25 protein-coding genes are annotated in these 25780 nt (G+C 70.4%); 18 read left to right on the top strand and 7 right to left on the bottom strand.

Annotated features, from left to right (window positions below):
* From ACT3T9_RS10785 to ACT3T9_RS10775, 3 genes are all read left to right on the top strand, one after another.
* Window positions 1-1132, top strand: a 1132-nt coding sequence (locus ACT3T9_RS10785; protein ID WP_444606593.1) for a hypothetical protein, incomplete at its 5' end; no start/stop codon positions are given.
* Window positions 1133-1357: 225 nt separating this feature from the next.
* Window positions 1358-2272 carry a LysR family transcriptional regulator gene (locus ACT3T9_RS10780; protein ID WP_444606592.1) on the top strand — a complete coding sequence of 305 codons (915 nt, stop codon included), beginning with the start codon at window positions 1358-1360 and terminating at the stop codon, window positions 2270-2272.
* 53 nt (window positions 2273-2325) lie between these two features.
* Window positions 2326-2760 (top strand): hypothetical protein, encoded by a 435-nt coding sequence (locus tag ACT3T9_RS10775; RefSeq protein ID WP_441446278.1) that lies wholly within the window; start codon window positions 2326-2328, stop codon window positions 2758-2760.
* 1 nt (window position 2761) lies between these two features.
* Here the strand turns inward: ACT3T9_RS10775 and ACT3T9_RS10770 are convergent, their stop codons facing one another.
* Complete coding sequence (locus ACT3T9_RS10770) at window positions 2762-3046, bottom strand: YciI family protein (RefSeq protein WP_345076171.1); 285 nt, start codon at window positions 3044-3046, stop codon at window positions 2762-2764.
* A 369-nt stretch (window positions 3047-3415) separates the two neighbouring features.
* On the opposite strand from ACT3T9_RS10770, the gene ACT3T9_RS10765 reads away from it, so the two are divergent.
* From ACT3T9_RS10765 to ACT3T9_RS10755, 3 genes are read left to right on the top strand one after another with little or no spacing between them, the layout of a single operon-like run.
* Complete coding sequence (locus tag ACT3T9_RS10765; protein ID WP_345076170.1) at window positions 3416-3763, top strand: ArsR/SmtB family transcription factor; 348 nt, start codon at window positions 3416-3418, stop codon at window positions 3761-3763.
* Between the two features lie 2 nt (window positions 3764-3765).
* A complete protein-coding gene (locus ACT3T9_RS10760) occupies window positions 3766-4965 on the top strand; it encodes a serine hydrolase domain-containing protein (RefSeq protein ID WP_441446279.1) in 1200 nt (399 codons plus the stop codon).
* On the top strand, window positions 4965-5333 hold the full coding sequence (locus ACT3T9_RS10755) for a hypothetical protein (protein WP_442332126.1): 369 nt from the start codon (window positions 4965-4967) through the stop codon (window positions 5331-5333). The genes ACT3T9_RS10760 and ACT3T9_RS10755 overlap by 1 nt, the downstream gene beginning before the upstream one ends.
* Window positions 5334-5342: 9 nt before the next feature.
* On the opposite strand, the gene ACT3T9_RS10750 is transcribed toward ACT3T9_RS10755, so the two are convergent.
* Window positions 5343-6128: an alpha/beta hydrolase gene (locus tag ACT3T9_RS10750; protein ID WP_444502376.1), complete on the bottom strand. Its 786-nt coding sequence runs from the start codon at window positions 6126-6128 to the stop codon at window positions 5343-5345.
* A gap of 86 nt (window positions 6129-6214) precedes the next feature.
* Here ACT3T9_RS10750 and ACT3T9_RS10745 point away from each other — a divergent pair, with 86 nt between their 5' ends.
* The 5 genes from ACT3T9_RS10745 (at window position 6215) to ACT3T9_RS10725 (ending at window position 12704) form a co-directional block, all read left to right on the top strand.
* A complete protein-coding gene (locus ACT3T9_RS10745; protein WP_345076166.1) occupies window positions 6215-7657 on the top strand; it encodes an alpha-amylase family glycosyl hydrolase in 1443 nt (480 codons plus the stop codon).
* An 82-nt stretch (window positions 7658-7739) separates the two neighbouring features.
* Entirely contained in the window at window positions 7740-8126 is a 387-nt protein-coding gene (locus ACT3T9_RS10740; RefSeq protein ID WP_345076165.1) for a hypothetical protein, read from the top strand.
* 69 nt (window positions 8127-8195) lie between these two features.
* Window positions 8196-8555 carry a hypothetical protein gene (locus ACT3T9_RS10735; RefSeq protein ID WP_442332123.1) on the top strand — a complete coding sequence of 120 codons (360 nt, stop codon included), beginning with the start codon at window positions 8196-8198 and terminating at the stop codon, window positions 8553-8555.
* A gap of 499 nt (window positions 8556-9054) precedes the next feature.
* A complete protein-coding gene (locus ACT3T9_RS10730) occupies window positions 9055-10881 on the top strand; it encodes an ABC transporter ATP-binding protein (protein WP_444606591.1) in 1827 nt (608 codons plus the stop codon).
* Window positions 10878-12704: an ABC transporter ATP-binding protein gene (locus tag ACT3T9_RS10725; protein ID WP_425548330.1), complete on the top strand. Its 1827-nt coding sequence runs from the start codon at window positions 10878-10880 to the stop codon at window positions 12702-12704. The genes ACT3T9_RS10730 and ACT3T9_RS10725 overlap by 4 nt, the downstream gene beginning before the upstream one ends.
* A gap of 46 nt (window positions 12705-12750) precedes the next feature.
* On the opposite strand, the gene ACT3T9_RS10720 is transcribed toward ACT3T9_RS10725, so the two are convergent.
* Window positions 12751-13416 (bottom strand): GNAT family N-acetyltransferase, encoded by a 666-nt coding sequence (locus ACT3T9_RS10720; RefSeq protein ID WP_444606590.1) that lies wholly within the window; start codon window positions 13414-13416, stop codon window positions 12751-12753.
* Window positions 13417-13550: 134 nt separating this feature from the next.
* Between ACT3T9_RS10720 and ACT3T9_RS10715 the strand changes: the two genes are divergently transcribed.
* Window positions 13551-14180, top strand: coding sequence for a pyroglutamyl-peptidase I (locus ACT3T9_RS10715; protein WP_345076161.1), 630 nt, complete (start codon window positions 13551-13553; stop codon window positions 14178-14180).
* Between the two features lie 841 nt (window positions 14181-15021).
* On the opposite strand, the gene ACT3T9_RS10710 is transcribed toward ACT3T9_RS10715, so the two are convergent.
* Both ACT3T9_RS10710 and ACT3T9_RS10705 read right to left on the bottom strand, forming a co-directional pair.
* Window positions 15022-15939, bottom strand: a complete 918-nt coding sequence (locus ACT3T9_RS10710) for a rhomboid family intramembrane serine protease (RefSeq protein ID WP_444606589.1) — start codon at window positions 15937-15939, stop codon at window positions 15022-15024.
* Window positions 15940-16015: 76 nt separating this feature from the next.
* Window positions 16016-17170: a DNA glycosylase AlkZ-like family protein gene (locus ACT3T9_RS10705; protein ID WP_444606588.1), complete on the bottom strand. Its 1155-nt coding sequence runs from the start codon at window positions 17168-17170 to the stop codon at window positions 16016-16018.
* Window positions 17171-17318: 148 nt separating this feature from the next.
* On the opposite strand from ACT3T9_RS10705, the gene ACT3T9_RS10700 reads away from it, so the two are divergent.
* From ACT3T9_RS10700 to ACT3T9_RS10690, 3 genes are all read left to right on the top strand, one after another.
* A complete protein-coding gene (locus ACT3T9_RS10700; RefSeq protein ID WP_444606587.1) occupies window positions 17319-19601 on the top strand; it encodes an MMPL family transporter in 2283 nt (760 codons plus the stop codon).
* Window positions 19602-19780: 179 nt separating this feature from the next.
* Window positions 19781-20650, top strand: coding sequence for a VIT1/CCC1 transporter family protein (locus ACT3T9_RS10695; RefSeq protein WP_444606586.1), 870 nt, complete (start codon window positions 19781-19783; stop codon window positions 20648-20650).
* 114 nt (window positions 20651-20764) lie between these two features.
* On the top strand, window positions 20765-21982 hold the full coding sequence (locus ACT3T9_RS10690; protein ID WP_444606585.1) for a hypothetical protein: 1218 nt from the start codon (window positions 20765-20767) through the stop codon (window positions 21980-21982).
* A 65-nt stretch (window positions 21983-22047) separates the two neighbouring features.
* Here the strand turns inward: ACT3T9_RS10690 and ACT3T9_RS10685 are convergent, their stop codons facing one another.
* Together ACT3T9_RS10685 and ACT3T9_RS10680 are read right to left on the bottom strand one after the other, a co-directional pair.
* Window positions 22048-22545: a lipoprotein LpqH gene (locus ACT3T9_RS10685; protein WP_444606584.1), complete on the bottom strand. Its 498-nt coding sequence runs from the start codon at window positions 22543-22545 to the stop codon at window positions 22048-22050.
* A gap of 4 nt (window positions 22546-22549) precedes the next feature.
* A complete protein-coding gene (locus tag ACT3T9_RS10680; RefSeq protein WP_444606583.1) occupies window positions 22550-23086 on the bottom strand; it encodes a peptidylprolyl isomerase in 537 nt (178 codons plus the stop codon).
* A gap of 200 nt (window positions 23087-23286) precedes the next feature.
* Between ACT3T9_RS10680 and ACT3T9_RS10675 the strand changes: the two genes are divergently transcribed.
* From ACT3T9_RS10675 to gluQRS, 3 genes are read left to right on the top strand one after another with little or no spacing between them, the layout of a single operon-like run.
* Window positions 23287-24081: a hypothetical protein gene (locus ACT3T9_RS10675; protein WP_444606582.1), complete on the top strand. Its 795-nt coding sequence runs from the start codon at window positions 23287-23289 to the stop codon at window positions 24079-24081.
* Window positions 24082-24127: 46 nt separating this feature from the next.
* Window positions 24128-24775: a GNAT family N-acetyltransferase gene (locus ACT3T9_RS10670; RefSeq protein ID WP_441444627.1), complete on the top strand. Its 648-nt coding sequence runs from the start codon at window positions 24128-24130 to the stop codon at window positions 24773-24775.
* Window positions 24776-24785: 10 nt separating this feature from the next.
* A complete protein-coding gene (gene gluQRS, locus ACT3T9_RS10665) occupies window positions 24786-25706 on the top strand; it encodes a tRNA glutamyl-Q(34) synthetase GluQRS (protein WP_441444628.1) in 921 nt (306 codons plus the stop codon).
* Window positions 25707-25780: the final 74 nt, after the last annotated feature.

The raw sequence follows: 25780 nt of genomic DNA, 5'->3' as shown, positions 1-25780 counted from the left end.
AGGCATGCTGAACGCCGGGGCTGGGGTCGCGGCGAACTCGGGCCGCTGGATGAAGCTCACGTCGGAATCCTTCGCCGCGTCGAAGGCTCTGCCGCTCGTCAAGAACGCCTCCACCGGGAACCTCCACGCCACCCTCCGCGCGTCGAGCGGCCAGTTCGCCAAGAACCTGCAGTTCGTTGCGGGGCCGGCATCCCTGCTCAACCCCGCCGCCCTCGCCGCCGCCGGAGCGGTCATGTCGCAGATGGCGATGCAGGAGGCGATCGAGGAGATCGGCGAGTACCTCGCCGTCATCGACGAGAAGATCGACGACATCCTGCGTGCGCAGAAGGATTCGGTGTTCTCGGACATGATCGGCGTCGACCTCATGATCGAGGAAGCCATGACGGTTCGCGACGAGGTGGGCCGCGTCTCGGAGGTGACCTGGTCCAAGATCCAGAATTCTGCACTCACCCTCGCCACCACCGAGGCCTATGCACTGCGGCAGATCGATGCGCAGGCGGAGAAGGTCGAGAAGGCGAGTGTCGCGGACCTCGCCACGAAGGCGAAGGCCGCCGAGTCCACCGTGCGCGAGTGGCTCGCCGTGCTTGCGCGCTGCGTCCAGCTGCAGGATGCTCTGGCGGTCCTCGAGCTCGATCGAGTCCTCGACAGCGCGCCGGAGGATCTCGACCGCCACCGCCTCGGACTCCGCGCGGCACGGGCAAAGCGCCTCGCGCTGATCCACCGCACGACGGAGGAGCTGCTCGAGCGCATGAACACCACCATCCGTCGGGCCAACGCCAAGGTCCTCCTGTCCCCGCGGCCGGCTCGCGCGGCGGTCACCTCCAGCAATCTCGTCGTGGGCCGAGTGCTCGACTTCCAGACGGCCCTGGAGATCGAGGACGGCCACGACTCCACAGATGCGAAGCGATGGCGGACGGCAGCCGGAGAGGTGCGCGACAAGGTCGTCAGAACCGGCGTTGACGGCGCCGGCGCAGCGATCCAGTTCGGTGGCGACACCGCGGGTCGCGTCCGCTCCGGAGCCGGTCGCTTCTCGGAAGGCGCCCGCGCGTTCCGCGAAGCCGTCCGTCGCGAAGACCCCGAGGCGAGTGACGAATCGGCGACCGCGCAGCCGGTGGACGAGCAGGCCAAGTAGCTCGCCTCACCGCATATAGCAGCTCGATGCTGCGGGAGAACCTGAGTCCTCCACCCCACCGAGCCGTAGGAAACGTGCCGCAGATTCCGCTTCGGGGCACGTTTCCTACGGCTCGCTACATCCCGCTGCACCTGACCAGCCGAGTCGTAGAGTGCCCGACCCCCAGAAGGAGCGCTGTGCCCGAACCCATAAGCCAGGCTTGCCACCCGCGCCTAGGATGGGGTCATGGATCCACGTCGCCTGCTCATCTTCCGCACTGTGGTGCGCAACGGCTCGATCGGTGCCGGCGCCCGCGAGCTGGGCTGGACCCAGCCCGCGGTCTCCCAGCACCTCGCCGCGCTGGAGAAGGAGGTGGGCACCCAGCTGCTGCTGCGCTCCTCCGCCGGCATCACGCCGACGGAGGCCGGCACCCGCCTCGCCGCGCATGCCGAGGCGATCGCCGCGCAGATGCATGCCGCTGAGGAGGAGCTCGCCGACATCACGGCGCTGCGGCGCGGGACGGTGAAGTTCGGGACGTTCCCGTCGGCCGCGGCGATGCTGCTGCCGCCGGTGCTGAAGCGGCTCTCCGAGACCGCTCCGGATCTGGACGTGACCTTCGCGGAGCTCGAGCCGCCGGATGCGGTGGTCGCGCTGCGCGAGGGCGAGCTGGATCTCGCGCTGGTGTTCCGCTACCCGTGCAGCGACATCGGCGATGAGGGCACCCTGGAGTGGACCCCGCTGATGGAGGACCGCGTGATGGTGGTGCTGCCGCGCGACCACCCTCGGGCCGAGGATCCGGACCTCACCCTCGGCGACCTGGCGAAGGATCCGTGGATCGCGGGCTGCGAGCGCTGCCGGGCGAACCTGATCTCCAGTGCGCGCCGCGCCGGCTTCTCCCCGCAGGTGCGCCACTCCACCGATGACACGATCGTGGTCCAGCAGCTGATCATGCATGGCGGCGGCGTCGCGCTGATGCCGGAGACCGCCCTCGAGGCGGCACCGTCGGCCGATCTGGTGGTGCGTGCCATCCCGAACCTCGACAACCGGATGATCGGGCTGCTGAACCGTCGCGGCGCGCTCGCGATCCCGGCGGTGGGCGCCCTGCGGGATGCGCTGGTGGCTGAGACCACCGAGCGCCTGGACACGGCGGTGATGATCTGAGCCCCCGCACGGCCGGCGGTGCCCCGGCACGTACCTGGGTGCGGCCGGGCCTGATGCTCATCGGGGGCCTGCTGCTGGCGGTACTGCTGCTGCTCGCCGACCAGTGGATCGCCGCGATCGCTGTCGCGCTGTTCTCCGTCTTCATGGCGTACTGGACCAGCCCACTGCGCTCCGGCCCGCACGTTCCGCTGGCCGAGGCCCGCACGCAGGGACCGGGCACCGCGATCATCCTGTGGGCACCCGGCAACCCGCTCTCGGCCCGCCTGCAAGCGGCGATCCGCGGCCCCCGCCAGGACGTGGCCTGGGTGAACGTGTTCCGCGACCCGCACGCGCAGGAGCTGCTGACCGCGCACGGCGGCACGGGCGCACTGCCGCTCGTGCTGCTCGGCGAGCAGACGATCGCGAACGCAACCGCCGGGATGCTGCTGGACCTGCAGGAAGCCGAGCAGCGGCGTCGGACCGAGGGCGGGGACGTCGGCGAGCGCTGACTCAGGCGCCGGGCAGCTGCCCGATCACGACGGTCCACTCGCGCACGCTGCGGTCCGCGATGACCCGCTCGCGCTTGAAGGGGTCGCCGTCGAGCTTGGCGAGCGCATCCTCCGCGGAGTCCGCGAGGAGGATCAGCAGCGCCCCGGGCTCGCCGCTCAGCGGGCCGGACAGCAGCAGCGTCCCTTCGCGGTGCAGCTCGGAGAGGTGCTCACGATGCTCGGGGCGGAAGGTCGCGACGCGCGAGGCGTCATCGATGTAGGTGTACTGAACGGCGAAAGCGGCCATGGCTTCTCCCTGGGGCGGGGGCCGACGCCGGTGCGCGGCCCGTAGTTATCTGGGTTCATCGTCCCGCATCTGCGCGGGTCACGCGGGGTCGTCCAGGAGACCGCATCTTTCCTTTTCCGTAATTACGGATATAGTGGGTCTCGTTCCCGACCCGCAAGGAGGCCCGACATTCCCGTCGCCCCCGCCCCCGCCGAGCTCCTGGAGCGGCTCTCCGCCCTCGAGGCACGGGTCGCCGAGCTCGAGGGCGAACGCAGCGACGCTCCATCACCGCCCCGCAGCACCACCGCGAGCGATGCGGGCGACAGCGCGCCCGAGGATCCGTTCTGGGCGCTCGCCTCGCTCAAGGAGCACCTGCCCGCACCGGGCGGGGTGCTGCTGACCGGCGCGGTCGATGTCGGGGCGGGACATCTGGAGTACCAGTGGGCGCGCCCCACCGAGCACCTGCTGGAGACGGACTGGCAGCAGCATGCGGAATCCGTCGGCGCCCTCGGCCATCCCCTGCGGATGGCGATCCTGCGTCGGCTGCTGGACGGCGAGCACACCGTCGCCCAGCTGGTCGAGGAGCTCGAGCTGGGCTCCACCGGCATCGCCTACCACCACCTCTCCGCTCTGCAGGCAGGCGGCTGGGTACACTCGCCGCGCCGCGGCAGCTGGGCCCTGCTCACTCCCCGCGTGATCCCCCTGCTGACCATCCTCATCGCCCTCGAGAGGGGCTGAGCGTGAACTCCCCCCGGCCCGCCAGCCCTCACGACCCCGCGCCCGAGACCACCGCTCCTGCCGATCCCGCCGAGCCGGTCGGCCCCGCCGCTCCGGCACCCACTGCATCGGCACCCTCAGGCCCGGTCACCCGCCGCACGGTCCTCGCGGCAGGGATCCCGGCCGTCGTCGGTCTCGTCGGCCTGGGGGCACTGACCAACCCCCGCCCCGCGAGCCTTGGAGACCCCATCGGAGATCAGCAGCTGACCAGCGCCCTCGCCCCGCATCTCAGCGGCCACCGACGGGTCGCCGTCGCCTACCTCGACGGCAGCGGCAGCCCCCGCTTCGCCGGCTTCGGGGCCGACGAGACCAGCGAGTTCGAGATCGGCTCGATCTCCAAGACCTTCGCCGGCGCACTGCTCGCCGAGGCGATCACCCGCGGCGAGGTCACCGCGGAGACGACCGTGGCCGAACTACTCGGGGCGGAGGCCGCGGGCAGCGAGATCGCGGGCGTCACCCTCGCCGAGCTCGCCACCCACACCTCGGGGATGCCGCGCCTGGCCCTCGCCGCGCTGCCCGGCTCGATGGTCGCGAACTTCCTGCGCAAGGACCCGTATGCGCGGCGGGATGCCGCACAGGTGATCGATGATGCCCTGGGCAGCGCTCTCACCGGGCGGGGCGAGTTCGCCTACTCGAACCTGGGCGTCGCCCTCCAGGGCCAGCTGCTGGCCCGCGCGGCCGGGACCGACTATGCCTCACTGCTCACCGAGCGGATCCTGGACCCGATGGAGCTGAGCGGCACCTACGCCCCGATCCTTCCCGAGCACCTGAGGGAGTCGGCGACCCGGGGCCGAGGGAAGAACGGCCTGGCGCAGGCCGCATGGACGATGTACGGCAGCGCTCCAGCGGGCGGCATCCGCTCCACCGCGAAGGACATGGCAACCTACCTGGCCGGCACGTTCGACGGTTCGGCGCCCGGCGCGGCCGCCGCCTCGGAGGTCCTGCACAGGGTCGACGAGACCGAGAACATCGGCATGAACTGGTTCCAGGAGGACTTCGGCGACGGCACCTGGCACACCTTCCACAACGGCATGACCGGGGGCTATGCCTCGTTCGTGGGGTTCACGCCGGAGACCGGGCGCGGGATCGTGCTGCTCACCGATACCTCTCGCAGCCTGGATGCCCTCGCGATGGACGTGCTCACCAAGCAGGTGGCGCTGTGATGAGCCTGCTCCCGCTGCTGGTGGGACTGCTCCTGGCCGCGATGCTGCTGACCTCTCTCGTGTCCCTGCTCCGCCACCACCAGCATCCGTGGCGGATCCTCGAGCGGGCGCTCGGCAGTGCGAGCCTCCTTGCGATCATCGGCGTGATCGGGATCGTGCCCGCGTCGCTGTGGTGGGTGCCGTGGCTGCTGACGCTGCTGCTCGCCGCCGGTGTCGTCGTCGCCTGTCGGCGCCTGCTCACCCAGGCTCCGCCTGCTCAGCCCTCCCGGCGCCAGGCGACTGCCCTTTCCGCGCCGAGCCGCTCGAACCTCATCACGGAAGGGCTGCTCTACCTCGGACTGCTGGTCATCGCGCTGGCCGCAGGCTGACCCGGTCGCTCAGCTGCGGAGCGGCAGCCAGTCGAGCACGTCCTGGATGCCCTGGTCCCAGAACTCCCAGGTGTGCGCGCCGGGGCGCAGCCGGGAGCTGAGCTCCACGCCCTGCTCCTCGGCGGCGGAGAGGAAGCGACGGTTGTGGTCTAACAGCTGATCCTCGGTCCCGCAGTCCAGGAACAGAGCCGGCAGAACCGCCGGATCGGCGGCGCCGAGCAGGCCCAGCAGATCGTCCTGCGTCTCGGCGATATCGCGTCCGGCCCAGATCCGCTCGGCGAGATGGCCGGTGTTCAGATCCAGGCTCAGCGAGGCAGGGTCCAGCGCACCGGACAGGCTCGCCGCGGCCGCGAACCGCTCCGGATGGTTCAGCGCGAGCTTGAAGGCCCCGAAGCCGCCCATCGACAGGCCCGCCACGAAGGTGTCCTCCCGCGCGGTGGAGACGCGGAAGGTGCGAGCGATCAGCTGCGGCAGCTCCTCGGTGATGAAGGTCCAGTACTTCTCCCCCACCGCTTCGTCGGCGTAGAAGGAGCGGCGCACTTCGGGCATCACCACGGCGATGCCCTTCTCGGTCGCGTAGCGCTCGATCGAGGTGCGGCGCTCCCAGATCGTGCAGTCGTCGCTCAGCCCGTGCAGCAGGTAGAGCACCGGCACACCGCGCTCAGCGCCCGCCGCGGAGCCGTCACCGTCGGCCCCTTCCATCCCGATACCGGCTGCGGCCTGCGGCATCAGCACCACCATCGAGGTGCCCATGCCGAGGGATTCGGAGAAGAAGTCAGTGCGCATGCGGATCATCGGTGATCGCTCCTGGGTCGGTACCGGCAACGTGCTGGATCCATTGAACACTCTCCCGCCCATGACGGCCCGCTTACGATGGCGCCATGACTACCGTGCCCGCTCCGTCCTGGATCCGCGATGCCATCTGCTGGCAGGTCTACCCGCTGGGCTTCTGCGGCGCACCGCGCGTGCGCACAGACCTCGGCGGCGAGGGCTACGGCGGGGCCGACGGGGAGAACGTGGTGCACCGTCTGCGCCGCCTGGACGGCTGGCTCGACCACCTGGTGGGCCTCGGTGCGAACGTGCTGCTGCTGAACCCGATCTTCGACTCCGTCTCCCACGGCTACGACACCCTCGAGCATCGCCGCCTCGACCCGCGGCTCGGCGACGAGGACGATTTCGACGCCCTGATCACCGCCTGCCACGCCCGGGGCGTCCGGGTGGTCCTCGATGGGGTGTTCAACCACGTCTCGGACAGTCACCCGGTGGCGCGGCAGGCGATCGCCGCCGGCCCGGGCACCGAGGACGGCGCCCGGATCCGCTGGTCCGGCACCAGCCCCTACGGCTTCGAGGGGAATGCGGACCTCATCGAGATCGATCTGGCCGACGCCGTCATCCAGGACCGCGTCGTGGAGATCATGGGCCTCTGGCTCGATCGCGGGGCCGACGGCTGGCGGCTGGACGCGATGTACGCGGCAGGGGCCGAGGCCTGGGCGCCGATCCTCGAACGGGTGCGGGCCGCGCATCCCGAAGCGTGGATCCTCGGCGAGGTCATCCACGGCGACTATCCGGCCTTCGCCGCCGCGTCCACTGCGGATTCGATCACCCAGTACGAGCTGTGGAAGGCGATCTGGTCCGGGCTGCGCGATCACAACCTGTTCGAGCTCGCCCACGCCCTGGGTCGCCACCAGGAGTTCCTGGAGGCCGAGGGCGGGGCGCATCCGCAGACCTTCGTGGGCAACCACGACACCACCCGCATCGCCTCCCAGCTCACCGACGGGCGAGACCTCGCCGCAGCCTTCGCGCTGCTGGCGCTGCTGCCCGGGATCCCGACGATCTACGCCGGGGATGAGTTCGGCGCCACCGGCATCAAGGAGGAGCGGGTGGGAGGGGATGACGCGATCCGGCCCTGGTTCCCCGGCAGCCCTGAGGAGGTGGTCGCCGCGGCCGCCGCCGCGGACAGCGCCCCGGGCGGGCCCCACCACCTCACTCTGCTGAAGCCCGACGCCGCGGAGCGCATCCTGGAGGTGCATCGCCGGCTGTTCTCGCTGCGCCGCCGGGAGCCATGGCTCGTGACCGCGTCGGTGCGCGTGGAGGAGGACTCGCTCGAGAACACCTGGGTGCAGATCGTGCTCACGCCCGGGGAGGGGGACAGCGCTGACGGGGTGCCGCCCTCGCCACTCACCCTGGTGCTGAATCTCGGGGACGAGGACCGACCCGCGCCAGGCGAGGTGCTCGAGGTGGTCAGCGGCGCGGACATGCTCGACGGCGTCGGCCCGGCGGCACCCGGCGTGGTGCCCGCACACGGCATCGCCGTGGTGCGGTGATATGGGGCCGCTACCCCGTCGATGACGGGCCGGACACACCGGACGGTGAACCGTCGGCCTGCCCGTAACCTACGATTCGGACATGATCATCGCCGGTCGCATACTCCTGCTCGTCGTGTCGTTCGTCCTGTTCGGGTGGGCGCTGGCCCTGTTCGTCACGGGAGGCACGACACGGGTCATGCTGGAGGAACGCATCGATTCGGAGCATTTCACGGCGGTGATCGCGGAGATCAAGTGTGGATCTGTGGCCGAAGGATTGAACTCCCACGTCATCTACGACGTCATCGATACCGTGGACGGCGAAGAGGCCGGAGCGGTCAGCGGCCCCACGGGGAGCGGCAATGAGCTCCTGATCGGGCAGTCCTGCGAGTCGTTCCGGAGCGCGCGGTCGACGGGGATCACCTTGCTCGCGGCCCCCACGATCGTTGCCGGTGTGGGCGGGTTCGCGCTGTCGTCTCGACGGAAGTAGGCGACCGCCTCACCCCACCCCGAAGCAGCGCCTCCGCGGCCACGCACCCCTCCGTCGTAGGCTCGTCCCATGAGCATCGCGATCAAGCCCGCCGAGTCCGTGAACACCGCCCCCGTCGTCGCCCTCGGGCTGGTCGGAGGCTGGCTGACCGCCCGCGAGACCGGCATCCGGCCGCTCGGCGGCGTGGTGCTCGCCGCCGCCGGGCTCTACGCGGGCCGCAGCTGGCTGGCCCGTCGCGGCCCCGCCACCACCGCCGTGCTCGGCGCGACCTACGTGGTCGGCTTCGGGCTCTCCCACCCGCTGGCCAAGAAGATCGGCCCGTGGCCGGCGGTGCTCACCGTCACCGCCGCAGCCGCCGGCGCCGCCGCACTGCTCTCCGACGCCGCGTACAGCGGATGGCTCCCCGCCGAGCCCGACGCCGACGCCTGAGCTCGAGTCCAAGCCCAAGCCCAAGCCCAAGCCCAAGCCCAAGCCCAAGCCCAAGCCCAAGCCCAAGCTTCCCCCGCCCCGCCGATCCCCTCCCAACTGTCGTTGCGCCGCCCCGCGAGCGACAGTTCAGAGGGGATGGCTCACCGCTCGTGCATCCATCCCCTCTGAGCTGTCGTCCGACCACCCTCGTGGCGACAGCTGAGAGGGGATGCCCGGCTCCGGGCGCGGGCGGGGAGAGCTGAGGGGATGCCCGGCTCCGGGCGCGGGCGGGAGAGCTTCTGGGCAACTCCGGGCGCGGGCGGGAGAGCTGATGCCCGACTCAGCATGAGGGCTGGGAGAGCTGAGGGGAGGCTCGCGATGCGGGAACGGAATCGGTCACGGCTCCGGTCGCGCTTCAGAGGAATGCGCTTAACAGGTTTCCATCGTTGAGATAGTTGACTAAGCTAAGCCTCCGGTCCGAACGTCGGGCCGCCCGATCCCCCCGAGGTTCTCTCCCCCCATGCTCGGCACCATGCGCCGTCTCTGGCAGACGGTCCGTCCGATCCGCTTCCGCCTCTATCTCGGCCTGCTCAGCGCCATGACCGCGTCAATCGTGGCGCTCATGATCCCTCAGGTCCTCGAGTACATCGTCAATCGGCTCGACTCCGACGCGACCTCCGTCGTCATCTGGACCGGTGGCGCGATCGTGCTGGCCCTCGGCATCGTCGAAGCCTCCCTGATCTGGATGCGCCGCACCTTCGCGGTCGCCCCCTCGACCACCGTCGAGAAGCAGATCCGGGTGGACTTCTACCGCAAGGTCCAGAACCTGCCGGTCACCTTCCATGACGGGTGGGGCTCCGGCCAGCTGCTCTCGCGCATGCTGAGCGACATCAACCAGATCCGCCGCTGGATCGCCTTCGGCATGATCATGGCCGTGACCAGCATGGTCACCGTCGTGGTGGGCATGGGCCTGCTGGTGCGCTCCTCCGCGATCCTCGCGCTGATCTTCTTCTGCGCCGCGGTGCCGGTGACGGTGATCGCCTATCGCTTCAACCGCTCCTACTCCGTCCTCTCCCGCCTCTCGCAGGATCAGAACGGTGACCTCGCCACCACCATCGAGCAGTCCGTGCAGGGCATCCGGGTGCTCAAGGCCTTCGGCCGCGGGCCGACGGCCCTCGAGGGCTTCACCGAGCAGGCCGAGGAGCTGCGCCGCACCGAGGTGCGCAAGGCGACCGCTATCGCCCGCTTCGACATGTTCATGTTCATGCTGCCGGAGCTCGCCCTCGGCGTGGCCCTGCTGGTGGGCCTGCACCTGACGGCCTCGGGGTCGATCTCCACCGGCCAGCTGGCCTCCTATTTCGCGACCGCCACCCTGGTGGTGGGTCCGGTGCGGATGCTCGGCATGCTGCTGGGCCAGGCAGTCAACGCGACCACCGCCCTGGACCGCCACTACGAGGTGATGGACTCCGCCGAGGCCATCACCTCCCCTGCCTCTCCGCAGCGCCTCGATCCCGCCGCCGCCACCGGCGCGGTGCGCTTCGAGGGCGTCCACTTCCGTTACGAGGACGCCCCGGACCACATGCCCGACGTGATCAACGGAGTGGACCTCGAGATCCGCCCGGGCGAGACCATGGCACTGGTGGGCGTGACCGGCAGCGGCAAATCCACCCTGCTGCAGCTGGTGCCGCGCCTGTACGACGTGACCGCCGGCGCGATCACGATCGACGGCATCGACATCCGCGAGCTGGACCTGATCAGCCTGCGCACCCTCACCGCAGTCGCCTTCGAGGACGCCACCCTGTTCTCCGACTCGGTGCGCGAGAACGTGCTGCTCGGCGCAGATCAGTCGCTCACCGCAGAACAGGCCGAGGACCTGCTCCACCTCGCTCTGCGCACCGCGGATGCCACCTATGCGTACGAGCTGCCCGAGGGCGTGGACACCCGCATCGGCGAAGAGGGCATGAGCCTCTCCGGCGGCCAGCGCCAGCGCCTGGCCCTGGCCCGTGCGATCGCCGCCCGCCCCGCCGTGCTGCTGCTGGATGATCCGCTCTCCGCTCTGGACACCAAGACGGAGGAGACCGTCACCGAGCGCCTGCGAGAGGTGCTCAGCGGAACCACCACGCTGATCGTCGCCCACCGCAGCTCGACCGTGGCCCTTGCGGACAGGGTCGCCCTGCTCGACGGCGGCCGGGTGGTCGCCGTCGGCACCCATCACGAGCTGATGGCCACTTCCGCCCGCTACCGCTGGGTGATCGCCAACCAGGCCGAGGAACGCCGCCGCGACCAGGACATCGAGACCCTCACCGGCGAGCTCGAGCTCCGCGCGATCCAGGAGGAGGGCCGATGAGCGCCCCCGCAATGAAGAACCAGCGCCCGGACCAGAACGACCCCGAGCACCAGACCTTCAACGACGCCGAGAACACCGCTTCGCGGAAGCGCTCCTTCGCCCTGCTCGGCGAGCTGATCTCCCCCGTCAAGGGCCAGTTCGTGGGGATGGCCATCATGGTCGTCTTCGCGCAGCTCGCCGTGGTGGCCGGCCCAGCGATCATCGCCTGGGGCATCGACCACGGCCTGCCATCCCTGGTGGCCGGGGACTCCGGCCCCGCGTTCCAGGCCGCGGCGCTGGCCGTCGGCGCCGCGATCGTGGGCGGCGTGCTCACCTACGGGTACGTGCGCCAGTCCGTCGTCGTCGGCCAGAAGATGCTGCTCGCGCTGCGCCGGAAGGTCTTCCGCTTCACCCAGAAGCAGGACCTCGAGTTCCACGAGTCCTACACCTCGGGCCGGATCGTCTCCCGCCAGACCTCCGACATGGAGGCGCTGCGCGAGCTGCTCGACTCCGGCGTGAACGTCATGGTGGGCGCCTCGTTGTCGATGGTGTTCACGATCGTGCTGATCGTGACCATGGACCCGGTGACCGGCCTAGTGATGCTGCTGATGCTGATCCCCTGCGTGCTGCTGACGATCTGGTTCCAGAAGCGCTCCCGCATCGAGTACCGGGCGATCCGCACCCATTCGGCGCGGCTGATCGTGCACTTCGTCGAGGCGATGGCCGGGATTCGCGCCGTCAAGGCCTTCCGCAAGGAGGAGCGCAACCAGGCTGAGTTCGACACCCTCGCCCAGGACTACCGTGACGCCTCGATGCGCTCGATCAACGTGTTCGGCATCTACCAGCCCGCCCTGCGCGTGCTCGCCAATGTGACCATCGCCGCGGTGCTGGTGGTGGGTGGATTCCGGGTGATGTCCGACGATCTGCAGGTGGGTGTGCTGGTGGCGCTGGTGCTGTACTCACGGCGCTTCTTCCAGCCGGTGGACGAGATCGCGAACTTCTACAACGCCTTCCAGTCTGCGGTGGCCGCGCTCGAGAAGATCGCGAACCTCCTCGCGGTGCAGCCCCACGTGAAGGAGTCCGAGACCCCCACCCCGCTGCTCGCCGCGAGCGGCCAGGTGGACTTCGAGGACGTCTCCTTCCGGTACAGCGAGGATGGCCCGCTGGTCCTGCAGCCGATGGACCTGCACATCCCCGCTGGGCAGACGGTCGCCCTGGTGGGCCAGACCGGCGCCGGCAAGTCCACCGTCGCGAAGCTCATCTCCCGCTTCTACGACGCGACCGACGGCAGCGTGCGCCTGGACGGGGTGGACCTGCGGGACATCTCCATGGCGGATCTGACCCGTAACATCGTGATGGTCACCCAAGAGGCGTACCTGTTCTCCGGCACCGTCGCGGACAACATCGCGCTCGGCAAGCCCGGCGCGAGCCGGGAGGAGATCGAGGCGGCCGCCCGGGCGATCGGCGCGGACTCCTTCATCGAGTCCCTCCCCTACGGCTACGACACCGACGTGAACAAGCGCGGTGGCCGCGTCAGCGCCGGGCAGCGGCAGCTGATCTCCTTCGCCCGCGCCTTCCTCGCCGATCCGCGGGTGCTGATCCTCGATGAGGCCACCAGCTCGCTGGACATCCCCTCGGAGCGGATGGTGCAGGAGGGGCTGACGAAGCTGCTCGGGCATCGCACCTCGCTGATCATCGCCCACCGCCTGACCACCGTGATGATCGCGGACCGGGTGCTGGTGGTGCACGGCGGTGAGGTCGTCGAGGACGGCTCCCCGACCGAGCTGGTCGCCGCGGGCGGCCGCTTCGCCGCGCTCTACCAGGCGTGGCAGGACTCGATGTGAGCTTCGTGAGTCGCGGTCGCCGTCCCCGAGGATGGCCGCCGCGACCTCACGCCCCGAGCATCGCCCGCAGCGGCTCGCCCACGCCCTCGACCTGAACCGGCACGCTCGGTCGACGGAAGGACTCGGGAGTCACCAGGAACCGCTGCTCGAGCACGACCCGGCCGGGGAGGGTGGACATCTGGGTGCCGTTGTCGACGTACCCGCAGGCGCGGGAGACGCCGAAGGAGGCGTCGTTCCCGACCGCGGCGGAGGACTCCGCGCGCGTCGCCCCGAGGTGGTCGAAGGCGAGGACCAGCATCGCCTGGCGCATCAGCGTGCCGTAGCCATTGCCGTGGGCATCGAGCGTGAGCCAGGAGCCGGAGGTGACGGTGCGCCGCTCGGCGAAGCGCACCGCCGAGACGTCCTGGCAGCCGATCAGTCGGCCACCGGCCCAGATCCCGAGCGGCAGGGTCCAGCCCTCGGGCGAGATGCCGCTGCGCAGCCGCCACTGGAAGCTCAGCGCGTTCCGCACACGCACCTCGGGCTGCTCCTGGTACCACCAGAACATCGCCAGCGAGTTCGGATCCTCGAAGATCGGCCGACGCAGCAGTGCGGCGTATTCCGGCAGGTCCGCATCGGCGAGCGGGCGCAGGGTGAGATCGCCGGCGCGCAGCACGAGGCCGAAGGGCGGATGGAGGGCCGTGAGATCGGGGAAGTCCGGGAAGTCCGTCATCGGCACAGGATAGGGGCCCCGCAGCGAGCTGGCCTCCGACTTTTCGTCAGCAGCCTCCGCACTCGCACCCGCACCCCGTACCCCGTACCCCGTACCCCGTACTCCGTACTCCGTAGGCTCCCTAGGCTGTCCCCATGACCATCGATGCGCTGCTGACCGGTTTCGCCCCCTTCGGCGGTGCGGCGGTGAACGAGTCCTGGGAAGCGGTGCGCCTGGCCGCACCGCAGCTGCGCTCGAGCGGCCTCACGGTGGAGACCCTCGAGCTCCCGGTCGAGTTCGGCCGCGCGGGCGAGCTGCTCGCCGCGGCGGTGCGCGAGCATCGCCCGTCGCTGGCGATCGCCGTCGGCCTCGCCGCGGGGCGCAGCGGCATCACCCCGGAACGGGTCGCGGTCAACGTGCGCGATGCCCGGATCCCGGACAACGCCGGAGCGAGCCCGGTGGACGAGCCGGTGGTGGCAGGAGGACCGGTCGGGTACTTCTCCACACTGCCGATCAAGGCGCTTGTCGCGGCCCTCGCGACCGCCGGCATCCCGGGATCGGTCTCGCAGACGGCCGGCACCTACGTGTGCAATGACGTCTTCTACGCGCTCCAGCATCTGCTCGCGACCGACCCGGAGCTTGCAGAGACCCGAGGCGGCTTCATCCATGTCCCGGCAGTCGATGTGCTCGACGCTCCCAGCACGGCGCGGGCACTCACACGGATGGTCGGGGTCGCACTGCGTACGGATGTCGACGACCGCCTCACGGGCGGCGCCGAGCACTGAACCCGACGGCCTGTCAAGGCAGGCGGAGACTGGGGAGCAAACCCGTGCCTGGAGTGTGCACAACTCCGTGACAGGCCCGAGCGACTGTGGGAAAAGGCCTCCGCTGCGTCCTCCCCAAAGGGTTATCCACAACGTTTTCCACAGGCGTGGACGAATGACAGACATGTAGTTCCGCAGGTACGCGAGACGTGCCGGGCGTGTCGCGTCGCGCCGAGGGACTCGGGAACGCCCTTCACCCTCGCGTTCGAGGAGCTCCCGCACAGCGCAGATTTCCCACCATTCCTGCAGGTCACGGAGTCAGCAGGAAATATGGGATGACACACTCTCTTCGCCTCAAGAGACGTTTCTGCAGGCTGCAGGCTCTTGGCGGCGACGGCCACCATGTGGGAAAGTCTGGACGATCCTGCGCTGTCCCCACCGTCCGTCCACACCCGAAGCACGGTTATCCACAGCCAGCTCCAGTAATCCCCAGTCGTCCGAAGAGTTATCCCCAACTCCGTCCACATCTGGGGAAAACCACACTGCTGTAGTTCATCGACGGAGTCTCGCGACGGCTTGATCCGTGATACTGCGTCTCGATCGAGCGATGCTGTCCGGATCGAAGCACCGGCGCCGCCGGAGTCGGCAGGTTGCCGGGGCCGACGGGGATGACGGGCCGACCGACCGACGGGCCTGACGGGGATGACGGGCCGACGGAGCTGATGGGGCTGATGGGGCTGATGGGGCTGACGGGTCAGCGGGTCAACGGGTCCGAGCGCACATGCGAAACGGCCGGAGCAGCTCCTTCGCCGCTCCAGCCCGTCGTCGTCCTCAGCTCCGTGCCCCTGCCGGGCGCTTCACCTCAGAGCGACATCACCGTCAGCGTCTTCACGACGATCAGCACCACGCACAGCACCGTCGCGGCAGCGACCACTGCCGAGTGCACCAGCGCGGAATGGCGGGCCAGAGCCTGGCGGTCCGCTCCGGGCGTCGCCTTGGGGCGCAGCGCGAACATTCCTGCGGTGACCGCGGCGCCGAGCACCAGACCGCCCAGGTGCCCCTGCCAGGAGATGTTGGGGATGGTGAAGGTGATGACGAGGTTCAGGGCGATCAGCACCAGGATCTGCGCCGATTGCCGGCCCATCCGGCGGTTGACGATGAACATCGCCGCGAACAGGCCGAACACGCCGCCGCTGGCCCCGAGGGTGCCGGTGTACCAGGCCTGCCCGAGCGGGTCGGCGAGCAGGTAGACGGCGGTGTGCCCGCCGAGCACCGAGACCAGGTAGACCGCGGAGAAGCGGACGAGGCCGAGGGTCCGCTCGAGGTACTGTCCCACGATCCACAGCGCGTACATGTTCAGCGCCAGGTGCAGGATGCCGCCGTGCAGGAAGCCCGCGGTGAAGAAGGTCCACGGCATGAAGACCGCGCGGAAGGGGGCGAAGATCCCCAGCTGCTCCACGATCTGCGGGGCGAGCATCTGCCCGAGGTAGACCAGCACGTTCAGGCCGATCAGCGTGTAGGTGACGTACGGGGGCCGGTTCCCCATGCCTCCGCCCATCGCGTTGCGGGGGCGGGTCGAGGCCTGCTGGCGGGACAGCTCGCGCTCGCAGTCCACGCAGAGCACGCCCACCGGGGTGGGTCGCTGGCAGTCCGGGCAGGCCGGGCGCTCGCAGCGCTTGCAGCGCACGTAGCTCACCCGGTCGGGGTGGCGGGGACAGACCGGCTGGGCCTGCGGGTCCGGAGTGTCCTCGGCGCTGTAGCCGTAGCTGGGTCGTTCCATGGGGGCCATTCCATCACGCCCACCTGGAGTGCGGCCGAGTGAACCGCTCACGATCCCGTCTCGGCCAGCCCGGCGGTCAGGCAGTCGTGTAGGGGAAGGCGGCGAAGAGCTTCTCGAAGCGGCCGCGCTGTGGGTCGCTGAGGGGTCGCTGCTCGTCCAGGACGAGCTTCCGCTTCCCGGCCGCTCCCTTGCGGGACCAGACGCCCACCACCTCGCCGCGGCGCACGGCAGCTCGCTTGAACACCCCGTTGTTGCCGGGCACCAGGGCGTGGTGACGCTCCTGGTCCATGAGGAAGAGGCGGTCGCGGTAGCCGAGCACGAGCTCGTCGAAGCCGGGCAGCAGCAGCTCCCGCATGGTCTCCTTCTCCGCAGCGGCGTACTCCTCGGCCAGGCCCGGACGCCACCACAGCGTCTCGCCGTCGCCCCCGCGGGCGCCGTCGGATGTGGCGTGCAGGCGCCCGTCCCGGTCCGCGTACCCGCTCTCGAGATGCTCGCCGAGCAACGGCATCGCTGCGCGGATCTTCCCCAGCGGCAGCTTCGACCACCACGCGAAGTCCCGCTCCCCCGCGGGCCCGTGGGTGAGGAAGTAGCGCCGGGCGAGCTCGGCGACGGCAGCTGCCTCCTCGCCGTTGAAGGCTCCCTCCAGGTCGGTGCCCGCAGGCAGCCAGGACCTCGCGAGCACCACAGCCGTCTCCCCCTCCCGCCAGGGCCCATAGGCCGCGATCCCGAAGGAGATCAGCTCGCTGAGCAGGTGATAGCCGCGCCCCTGGCCGGTGCTGATCCCAGCAGCCTCCCACGCTTCCAGCAGCTCCCTGCGCAGCACCCCGCGACCGATGCCCGGCGTGGAATGCTCCTCGGCGATCTCCTCGAGCGCCGCCTGGGCCCGTTCGAGGTGGTGCTCCTCGAGCTCGAGCTGCCCGCGGCGGGAGATCGCCGCTCGCAGAGGGCCGGCCGCGCAGAGCTCGGTGAGCCAGGCCAGGGAATCGGCGGCGACGGCGAAGACGGTGCCGCGCATCGGATAGCCGCGCACGATCTCGCCCCGGTCGAAGGCGGCGAGCACCCCGGCGAGGTCGCCGTCGGTGCGCAGGGCGAGGGAAGCGATCACCCCGGCGAGGTCCTGGCCCTGGTGGGCGCCGAAGTCGCGGGCCACCTCCACGGGACCCTCCCAGCGAAGAGATCCGACCAGGCCCTGGGCGAGGATCCGGGCTCCGGCGAGGTGTCGCTGCGTCATAGCGCGAGCGTAACGGCCGCTGCCGGGTGGAGCCGGGGATCCATCGAATGGTTGATCCCCCCGCGCGGCATGCTCCATAGCGTGGAGAGCAACCCACCCGGGACCATCACATGGCCGCCACCAGCGGTCTTTTCTCGAAGGAACCTCAGTGCCCGCTCCCACCTCATTCCCGCACCGGCATCGGGTCGGCGACCCTGCCCCGACCGTTCCGGCGGCCGCAGCCGACTCCGCAGCTGTATCCGGCGCACCCGCCGGCCGCGGTGGCCGCGTCGCCGCCCGGATCTCCTCCCTGCTGACCGGTCGTCGTTCCGCCTGGGCGGTGCTCGCCGTCTTCGTGGTGCTGCTGCTGGCCGTGATGGGCGGGATGCGCGGCGCCGGTCCGGCCGCGGGGATGGACGCGCTGCCGGAGAGCTCCGAGTCCTCGCGCGCCGCGGCGATCGCCGAGACCATGGAGGGCAGCCGCTACCAGCCGGTGTTCGCCGTGGTCACCCGGGCTGACGGCACGGCCCTGACCACCGAGGACGCCGCCGCCGTCGAGACCCTGCGCACCGACCTCGCCGAGGTCTCCGGACGCGAGGCGATCGGGCCCATGCCGGCCGAGGACGGTGAGGCGGACCTGGTCATGACGACCGTCGACTCCCAGGCCGACAAGGAGACGATCGACGCGATGATCGGGGACCTCCGCGCCGCGGCCGACGACTCCGTCCCCGCTGAGCTGACCGTGTCGGTCACCGGCGGCCCCGCCGTCGGCTCCGACATCCGCGGCGCCTTCGCCGGTGCGAACTTCACGCTGCTCGCGGTGACCATCGCCGTGGTCGCCGTGCTGCTCCTGCTCACCTACCGCTCTCCTGTGCTGTGGCTGGTGCCGCTCGCGGTGGTGGCGCTGGCCGACGGTGCCGCCGGCGCCGTGACCAGCACCCTCGGCGAGCAGTTCTCCCTCGCCTTCGACACCGGCGTGATCAGCGTGCTCGTGTTCGGCGCGGGCACCAACTACGCCCTGCTGCTGATCTCCCGCTACCGCGAGGAGCTGCACAGCCATACCGATCACCGCGCCGCCCTCGCCACCGCCTGGGTCCGCACAGCCCCGGCGATCATCGCCTCGAACATCACCGTGGTGCTGGCGCTGATGACCCTGCTGGCCGCCGTCATGCCCGCCACCCGCGGGCTGGGCATCGCCGCAGCGGCGGGCCTGCTCATCGCCCTGGTCGCCGTGCTCTTCCCGCTCACCGCGCTGCTGGCGGTCGTGGGCCGAAAGGTGTTCTGGCCCTTCGTCCCGAAGCCCGAGGGCGCAGAGGGCACTCAGAGCGCACGACGCACGGCCGTCCGTCGTGACGATGCCGAGCACGGGCCGTTCGCGAAGGTCGCCCGCACCGTCACCCGTCTTCCTGCGGTCGCCGCCGTGGTCTCCGTGGTACTGCTGGCAGTGCTGGCCACCGGCCTGATCGGCACCCGGGTGGGCCTCTCGCAGGATGAGCAGTTCGCCTCCGCGAACGAATCCTCCACCGGCTTCGCCGCGATGGCGGAGCACTACGGCGCGGGCGAGAGCGCCCCGCACCAGATCGTGGTGCGCGAGGCCATGGGTGGCTCTGTGGAGGCGGCGATCTCTGCTGCCGAGTCCGTGCCCGGCATCGACCGCGTCTCGCTCACCGGCACCACACCGGACGGCTGGGCAGTGCTCTCCGCCGTCGGCACCGCGCAGCCGGAGTCCCCTGCGGCGGTCGAGGAGGCAGCCGGCCTGCGCGATGCGCTGCACTCCCTGGCCGGGGCCGACGCCCTGGTGGGCGGGACCACGGCGAGCGCCATGGACGTGCGCGCCGATTCCACCCGTGACCTGCTGGTGGTGGCCCCAATGATCCTCGCCGTCGTGCTGCTGGTGCTGATCGTGCTGCTGCGTGCGGTCGTCGCCCCCCTGGTGCTGCTGACCGTGAACGTCGCCAGCGCCGTCGCAGCGATCGGGCTGGGCCTGTGGGCCGGCCGGTTGCTGCTGGACATCCCGGCGCTGGATGTGACCGTGCCGCTGCTGGCCTTCCTGTTCCTGGTGGCGCTGGGCGTGGACTACACGATCTTCCTGGTCCACCGCGCCCGGCTGGAGGCTGCGACGCATGGCACCACGCAGGGCATGGTGCGGGCCGTCGGCTCCACCGGGGTGGTCATCACCAGCGCGGGCGTGGTGCTCGCCGCCGTGTTCGCGGCACTCGGGGTGCTTCCCCTGGTGGTGCTCGGTCAGCTGGGCCTGATCGTGGGCCTCGGCGTGCTGCTGGACACCCTGCTGGTGCGCACCGTGCTGGTGCCGGCCCTGTTCGCCCTGATCGGTGATCGCATGTGGTGGCCCACGCGCCCGGCCGCCGCGCTGCAGAGCGGACAGCGGGACCGAGGACAGGGCTGGCGTCACGACCGGGGACCGCAGCCGCGCGCCGCGCCCGGGTGCTGAGGCCGGTCGTGGCGACAGCATCGTGGCCGACGGGGCCTGCAGGGAGACCTGCGGGCCCCGTCGGCGATTTACGGGTCGACGGGCTTGCCTGTCTGACTTAGCTAAGCCTTACATTCCTGCAGGTCAGCGTAGCCTCACCTTCCTTGTCTGGACTGAGTCCAAACAACTAGAGTGCGGTTATGACCCTCGTCGACTCGCCTTCGCCCACCACCCCTTCGCACACTCCACCGCGACCCCAGCCACAGCCACAGCCACGCGCGGGAGCGGTCACCGCCGACCGTCCTGACACCTCTGCTGGCGTCCTCGGCACCCGCCGTGCCGATGCTCCCACCGGCACCGCCCGCACCCCGTCCGACCACGAGCAGCAGCGGACCGCTCGCTCCGAGCACGTGAACCGGCTGCGCGCCGGGGTGCTCGGTGCGAACGACGGCATCGTCTCCGTCGCCGGGCTCGCGGTGGGTGTCGCCGGCGCCACCACCGACACCCGCTGGCTGCTGGTCGCCGGGCTCGCGGCCCTGATCGCCGGCGCACTGTCGATGGCGATGGGCGAGTACGTCTCCGTCTCCACGCAGCGCGACACCGATCGCGCGCTGATCGCTCGCACCCGCGCCGATCTCGCCGCCCAGCCGGAGCGGGAGCACCGCCATCTGGTCCAGGCCCTCACCGAGACGGGGATCCCCCGGGACGTGGTGGGCTCCGTCGCGGAGTCCCTGGAACGGCACGATGCGCTCGGTGCGCACACCCGCTTCCGACACAATGTCGAGGATGGCGCGGTGGTCTCGCCCTGGGGCGCCGCAATCACCTCCCTGGTCTCCTTCGCGATCGGCGGCCTGATCCCGCTGCTGGCGATCCTCGCCTCCCCCGCCGTGCTGCGGCTGCCGGTGACGATGCTCGCGGTGGTCATCTCGCTCGCGGTGCTCGGCGTGGTCAGCGCCCGCCTCGGCCAGGCCACTGCCGGCCGCGCCACGCTCCGCACCATTGCCGGTGGCCTGCTCGCGATCGTGGTCACCTACGGCATCGGCGCCGCGCTCGGAGCAGTCATCGCCTGAGCTCCGCGCCGAGGAGGCGCGTGCATCAGGGAAGGACGCTCCGCCGACGAGGAACCTCCGCCGACGCGAAAAAGGTACTCTGGGCTGGGACCCCACCACTGAAGAAAGCGCCCCATGACGCCCCGACGCCTGCCCCTCACCACCCCTCGCCCCGACGCCCTGGCACGTCGCGGCGTACTGCTCGCAGGGCCCGCGCTGCTGCTGGCCGGCTGCGGGCTGCTCCCCTCCGGAGAGAAGCTGCTCCCCTTCGGAGAGGAGGACGAGGCGCCGTCGGCCGCGGCCGAGGGCGTAGAGGATGTCGAGGGCGAAGCGGGCGCTGAGCTCGCCGCGGACCCCGCAACCTTAGCCACCCTGGACCTCACTGCGGTCGAGGTGATGAACGAGGTCACCGCTGGCGGACTGATGACCCGCCTGAAGGACTCCGCGACGCTGCTTCACCCCTTTGCGCAGGTCACCGTGACAGCCACCGCCCTGCTCGACAGCCTCACGGCCGAGCAGTACACCGCACTGACCGGTGAGGAGCCGCCGACGGCCGACGGCGCGGATCCGTACGGCGACGCACCTCCGGCCACCACGCTGCTGCCCGGGGAGCTGAAGAAGTTCCTGCTGGCCTCCTGGGAGTCGACCGATTCCTCGTGGAAGCCCGAACCGACAGGGACGTCCACGGAGCTGCGCGTCACCCATGAGGGGAACGACTCCATCCGGATGGACCGGGTGAGCAGGGGGGATACGGAGCGCAGCGGCATCGTGCTGGCGATCGTGGACGCGTCACCTGCCCCGTCGGCCGCCGCGATCCGCGCCACGATCAAAGGCGGCAGCCAGGAGATCTCCCTGATCGATGGCACCATCGTGTCCACCCCTGCACCCCGAATGTACGAGCGGGGGCTCGAGGTGCAGATCAGCGGGTCCGTCACCCTGGACACCCAGGTCCCGGACGGCTTCGGCCAGGACTTCATGACGCTGCGCGGAACCGTCGACGAGGCGTATCTGACCCCCTACGTCAACGCCGGCCTCGACTACGGAGGAAACCTCGGCTGGGCTTCCGAGGACGAGATCCACCTGGTGATCCCACTGAGCTGGCAGCGCGACAGCTCCTCGAACGTCAAAGACCTCACCGAGGTGCGCCTCGTGCTGCCCGACGGCACGGATCTGCGCCCTGCGCAGGACCAGTCCACGATGTTCGGGTCGCTGGGAGACTTCATCGCGACCTTCACCATCCCGGTAGCGCTGGAGGCGGCGACCCTGGAGATCATGCCTCGGTTCGGCCAGGTGCTGAATGAGGAGTTCGAGCAGGTCGAGGAGACGCTCACCGCGACGCTGACCTTCGGCTGAGCTGGCGGCCGGCTGCCAAGGCGCCGGGTGCCGGGCGCCGAGTGCCGGGGTCTCACAGCGACGGCTCAGGCGCAGGTCACAGAGATGGTGAACGCCGCAGTGTTGTCCTGGCGCTCGGGGTCGTGCAGGGTGCCGGCACCCTGGATCGTGTAGATCTCACCCTCGACCTCCACGCCGCTGCCCGGCACGCCGGGGCGCTCGGCATCGGCCGGGGAATACAGCAGAGTCCGGCCATCGGGCAGCGAGAAGTTCACGAGCCGCACCTCGGGCTCCCCTTCCGGCGTGTCCGAGGTGCCGACGATCGCGTGGATGCCGGTGGCGCGAGCGGGATTCCTGGGGTCGATGTCCCCGATCCGCAGATGCATGCTGTCCTCGGCCGCCTCGCAGACCACGTCGGCGTCCTCGAGCTCGACGGCGTGGCCGCCCAGCGTCGCGTCCCACTGCCCGCCGCTGCCCTCCCCCGCCGGATCAGAGACGCCGCCGTCGCCGCCGCATCCGGCAAGGGCCAGGACTGCGACGACGCCGACGGCGTCCAGGAGGAGCGAGCGCTTCAGAGCGCCCATCAGATCACTTCTCGATGGTCACCGAGGTGATGACGACGTCCTCGAGGGGACGATCGCGCATATCGGTCTTGACGCCCTCGATCGCGTCGACGACCTTCTTGGAGTCCTCGTCGGCGACCTGTCCGAAGACGGTGTGCTTGCCCTGCAGGTGCGGGGTGGGGCCGACGGTGATGAAGAACTGCGAACCGTTGGTGCCGGAGGGCTTGCCGGTCAGCGCGTTGCGGCGCTTGCCGGCGTTGGCCATCGCGAGCACGTAGGGCTCGTTGAAGTTCTTCTCCGAGATCTCGTCATCGAAGTTGTAGCCGGGGCCGCCGGTGCCGGTGCCCAGCGGGTCGCCGCCCTGCAGCATGAAGCCGGAGATGATGCGGTGGAAGATGACGCCGTCGTAGAACGGACGGGTGACCTTCTCGCCGGTCTCCGGGTCGGAGAACTCGCGGGTGCCCTCAGCGAGGCCCACGAAGTTCTCGACGGTCTTGGGGGCATGGTTCGGGAACAGCTCCATGCGGATGTCGCCATGGTTGGTGTGAAGAGTTGCAAACATGGCGACATCCTCCCACATGGGACGCCTGACCGACCGACTGGACGGGCACCGCGCACCTCTGGTTCTTCACATCTGCTGTGAGCGTGCAGACTCGCTCGCGTTAGAGTTGTGCCACACGGGTTCGTGACGGTCTTCCGACTGTCCGGGCCCAGGGACCACCGTCGGCCCGACCCGACGGATTCGACCGAAAGGGGAACCCCATGGCGCTGACCACCAAGCGGGAAGCCAAGAAGGCTAAGAAGCACGCCGCGAAGACGGCTGATGCCGCGAGTGCGACCAGCCAGAACGCCCAGAAGGCCGTCGAGGAGCTGCAGAAGCTCGCCGCACAGGTGGGTCCCGTGGTGTCCGAGGGCGCTCGCGAGGCTCGCACCCGTGCGACCGAGCTGTACGACCACTACGCACCCGAGGCCCAGCAGAAGCTGCGCGAGCAGTCGGACAAGCTCCGCGACCAGTCGGAGAAGTTCTCGCAGAACCTCGGCCCGCGTGCGGACAAGATCCGTCACGACGTGCAGGACGACTACATCCCGCGCGCTCGCAAGACCGCCGAGACCACCGGCACCGTCCTGAAGGCCGCCGTCGACGCCGCCCGCAAGGAGCTCGACAAGGGCCAGGGCAGCATCCGCTCGGCCGTCCTCGAGCCGACGCCGCAGCCCAAGAAGAGCCGTGCCGGCAAGGTGCTGCTCATCCTGGGCCTGACCGCCGCGGGTGCCGCCGCCGGCTACGTCGTGTGGCAGAAGACCCGTCCGGTCGAGGATCCGTGGGCCCCGCCCGCCGACTTCGCCCGTGCGCACTACCCGGCGTCCGCCGCGAATGAGTCCGACTCCTCGACCGTCTCCGACACCGTCGGCTCGGCCGATGCCGGTGACGTCGCCTCGGCCCTGAAGGGTGAGGACCGCTCCTCCGACGTGGAGCCCAAGGAGGTCAAGGTCGATTCCGATCCGGACGCCTCCTCAGCCGACGACGAGAAGCGTGGCAACCACCGCGGCGACTCCTGAGTCCGCGCCTCGGTGCTTCACGAGTGAGCGCCTCACGGAGCAGTCCGTGAACCACAGCGCGGCGGTCCCGTCCCCGGACGGTGACCGCCGCGCTGTCGTCATCTCCGGGATCGTCACCACCCGCCTGCGCCTGGCACCGGTGCGCGCGGAGGATCTCGAGGAGCTGTTCACGCTGCACTCCGATCCCCGCGCCTTCGCCGAGGACACCACCGCCCCGCTCACGCAGCTCGCCCAGATGCGGCAGGTGCTCGCGCAGTGGTGCAGCGCGTGGGAGCGGGACGGGCTGGGGTACTTCACGGTGCGGGCACGGGCTGCGGCGGAGCCCGACGCCCGGTGCGAGTCGCCGCGCGGCGGCCCACAGGGTGCCGATGGCGGGGCCGAGGAACTGCCGGCAGGCCTGCTCGGCGTCGTGGGTATCACCGCTCTGCGAGCCGACGACTCCGAGCTGCTGAGCGCCTACTGGCGACTGGATCCCGGAATGACCGGCCGAGGCGTGGCCAGCGAGGCGATGCGCGCCGTGCTCACCGATCCGCACCGCGGACCGGGCGGTCGCGAAGTGATCGCGGTGACCGCCTCCCGCAACCTCACCTCGCGCACCCTCGCGGCCCGTCTCGGCTTCCGCCCCGCGGCAGCTGCGCGCCCCGTGCCCGGCAGGCGGGTGGGCGATGTGCTGCTCGTGCGTCCCGCTTCCTAGACTGGCCGGCATGTCTGCCGCCCCGAACCCGCCCGGCGCGGGCCGCTACGCCCCCTCCCCCAGCGGTGACCTGCACCTGGGGAACCTGCGCACCGCGATCCTCGCCTGGGCACTCGCCCGCCGCACCGGCCGCGCCTTCCATCTGCGCGTCGAGGACCTGGACCGGGTCAAGGAGGGCTCCGAGCAGCGACAGCTCGAGGATCTCGCCGCACTGGGGATGGACTGGGACGGGGAAGTAGTCCGCCAGTCCGAGCGGGGGGCGGCGTACGACGAGGCCATCAGCCGCCTCGAGGCGCAGGGCCAGGTCTTCGAGTGCTACTGCACCCGCCGGGAGATCCTCGAGGCTCCCAGCGCCCCGCACGCTCCGCCCGGCGCCTACCCCGGGACCTGCCGTGACCTCACCCTCGCCGCGCGCGAGCAGGGACGACAGCGGATGTGGGAGCTGCGGCGCGCACCGGCCCTCCGACTGCGCACCGAGGTGGAGTCGTGGCAGATCCACGATCTCTGGGCGGGAGAGGTGACGGGCACGGTCGATGATCTGGTGCTGCGGCGCGGCGACGGCGTGGTCGCCTACAACCTGGCCGTGGTGGTCGATGATGCCGCAGCGAGAGTGGACCAGGTGGTGCGGGCTGATGATCTGCTCAGCTCGGCTCCACGCCAAGCGCATCTCGCCCAGCTGCTGGGCCTGCCGGAGCCGGGTTATGCGCACGTCCCGCTCGCGGTGAACTTCGCCGGGGCCCGGCTCGCAAAGCGCGATGGCGCGGTGACGCTGCGGGATCGTCTGGCACGCGGCGAGAGCGTGCCCGAGGTCATGGGCCGGATCGGGAACTCGCTGGGGCTGCGCGGCTGCCGTGCTGCGGCCGACGTTCTCGAGCGATGGGACCCGGCCGCATCGCCGCGGCATCCGTGGGTGGTCGAGCTGCCGGGCTGACCCTGTCGGTGTCTGCGGGCGTTTGCCGCACCACACTTATTGCCGAACAGTAACACTTCTCGATACACAAATGT

This window comes from Brachybacterium sp. AOP29-B2-41, assembly GCF_052378395.1.
Classification (GTDB): domain Bacteria; phylum Actinomycetota; class Actinomycetes; order Actinomycetales; family Dermabacteraceae; genus Brachybacterium.
This window is presented reverse-complemented; position numbering and strand designations above follow the sequence as displayed.

What these genes read in the sequence shown, in the direction of transcription:
- ACT3T9_RS10680 (WP_444606583.1), bottom strand. Translation starts at nt 23,086, where the DNA reads ATGTTTGCAACTCTTCACACCAACCATGGCGACATCCGCATGGAGCTG.
- ACT3T9_RS10750 (WP_444502376.1), bottom strand. Translation starts at nt 6,128, where the DNA reads ATGATCCGCATGCGCACTGACTTCTTCTCCGAATCCCTCGGCATGGGC.
- ACT3T9_RS10705 (WP_444606588.1), bottom strand. Translation starts at nt 17,170, where the DNA reads ATGACGCAGCGACACCTCGCCGGAGCCCGGATCCTCGCCCAGGGCCTG.
- ACT3T9_RS10730 (WP_444606591.1), top strand. Translation starts at nt 9,055, where the DNA reads ATGCTCGGCACCATGCGCCGTCTCTGGCAGACGGTCCGTCCGATCCGC.
- ACT3T9_RS10775 (WP_441446278.1), top strand. Translation starts at nt 2,326, where the DNA reads ATGCTCATCGGGGGCCTGCTGCTGGCGGTACTGCTGCTGCTCGCCGAC.
- ACT3T9_RS10685 (WP_444606584.1), bottom strand. Translation starts at nt 22,545, where the DNA reads ATGGGCGCTCTGAAGCGCTCGCTCCTCCTGGACGCCGTCGGCGTCGTC.
- ACT3T9_RS10720 (WP_444606590.1), bottom strand. Translation starts at nt 13,416, where the DNA reads ATGACGGACTTCCCGGACTTCCCCGATCTCACGGCCCTCCATCCGCCC.
- ACT3T9_RS10725 (WP_425548330.1), top strand. Translation starts at nt 10,878, where the DNA reads ATGAGCGCCCCCGCAATGAAGAACCAGCGCCCGGACCAGAACGACCCC.
- ACT3T9_RS10675 (WP_444606582.1), top strand. Translation starts at nt 23,287, where the DNA reads ATGGCGCTGACCACCAAGCGGGAAGCCAAGAAGGCTAAGAAGCACGCC.
- ACT3T9_RS10715 (WP_345076161.1), top strand. Translation starts at nt 13,551, where the DNA reads ATGACCATCGATGCGCTGCTGACCGGTTTCGCCCCCTTCGGCGGTGCG.
- ACT3T9_RS10740 (WP_345076165.1), top strand. Translation starts at nt 7,740, where the DNA reads ATGATCATCGCCGGTCGCATACTCCTGCTCGTCGTGTCGTTCGTCCTG.
- ACT3T9_RS10735 (WP_442332123.1), top strand. Translation starts at nt 8,196, where the DNA reads ATGAGCATCGCGATCAAGCCCGCCGAGTCCGTGAACACCGCCCCCGTC.
- ACT3T9_RS10780 (WP_444606592.1), top strand. Translation starts at nt 1,358, where the DNA reads ATGGATCCACGTCGCCTGCTCATCTTCCGCACTGTGGTGCGCAACGGC.
- gluQRS (WP_441444628.1), top strand. Translation starts at nt 24,786, where the DNA reads ATGTCTGCCGCCCCGAACCCGCCCGGCGCGGGCCGCTACGCCCCCTCC.
- ACT3T9_RS10695 (WP_444606586.1), top strand. Translation starts at nt 19,781, where the DNA reads ATGACCCTCGTCGACTCGCCTTCGCCCACCACCCCTTCGCACACTCCA.
- ACT3T9_RS10755 (WP_442332126.1), top strand. Translation starts at nt 4,965, where the DNA reads ATGAGCCTGCTCCCGCTGCTGGTGGGACTGCTCCTGGCCGCGATGCTG.
- ACT3T9_RS10770 (WP_345076171.1), bottom strand. Translation starts at nt 3,046, where the DNA reads ATGGCCGCTTTCGCCGTTCAGTACACCTACATCGATGACGCCTCGCGC.
- ACT3T9_RS10745 (WP_345076166.1), top strand. Translation starts at nt 6,215, where the DNA reads ATGACTACCGTGCCCGCTCCGTCCTGGATCCGCGATGCCATCTGCTGG.
- ACT3T9_RS10690 (WP_444606585.1), top strand. Translation starts at nt 20,765, where the DNA reads ATGACGCCCCGACGCCTGCCCCTCACCACCCCTCGCCCCGACGCCCTG.
- ACT3T9_RS10710 (WP_444606589.1), bottom strand. Translation starts at nt 15,939, where the DNA reads ATGGAACGACCCAGCTACGGCTACAGCGCCGAGGACACTCCGGACCCG.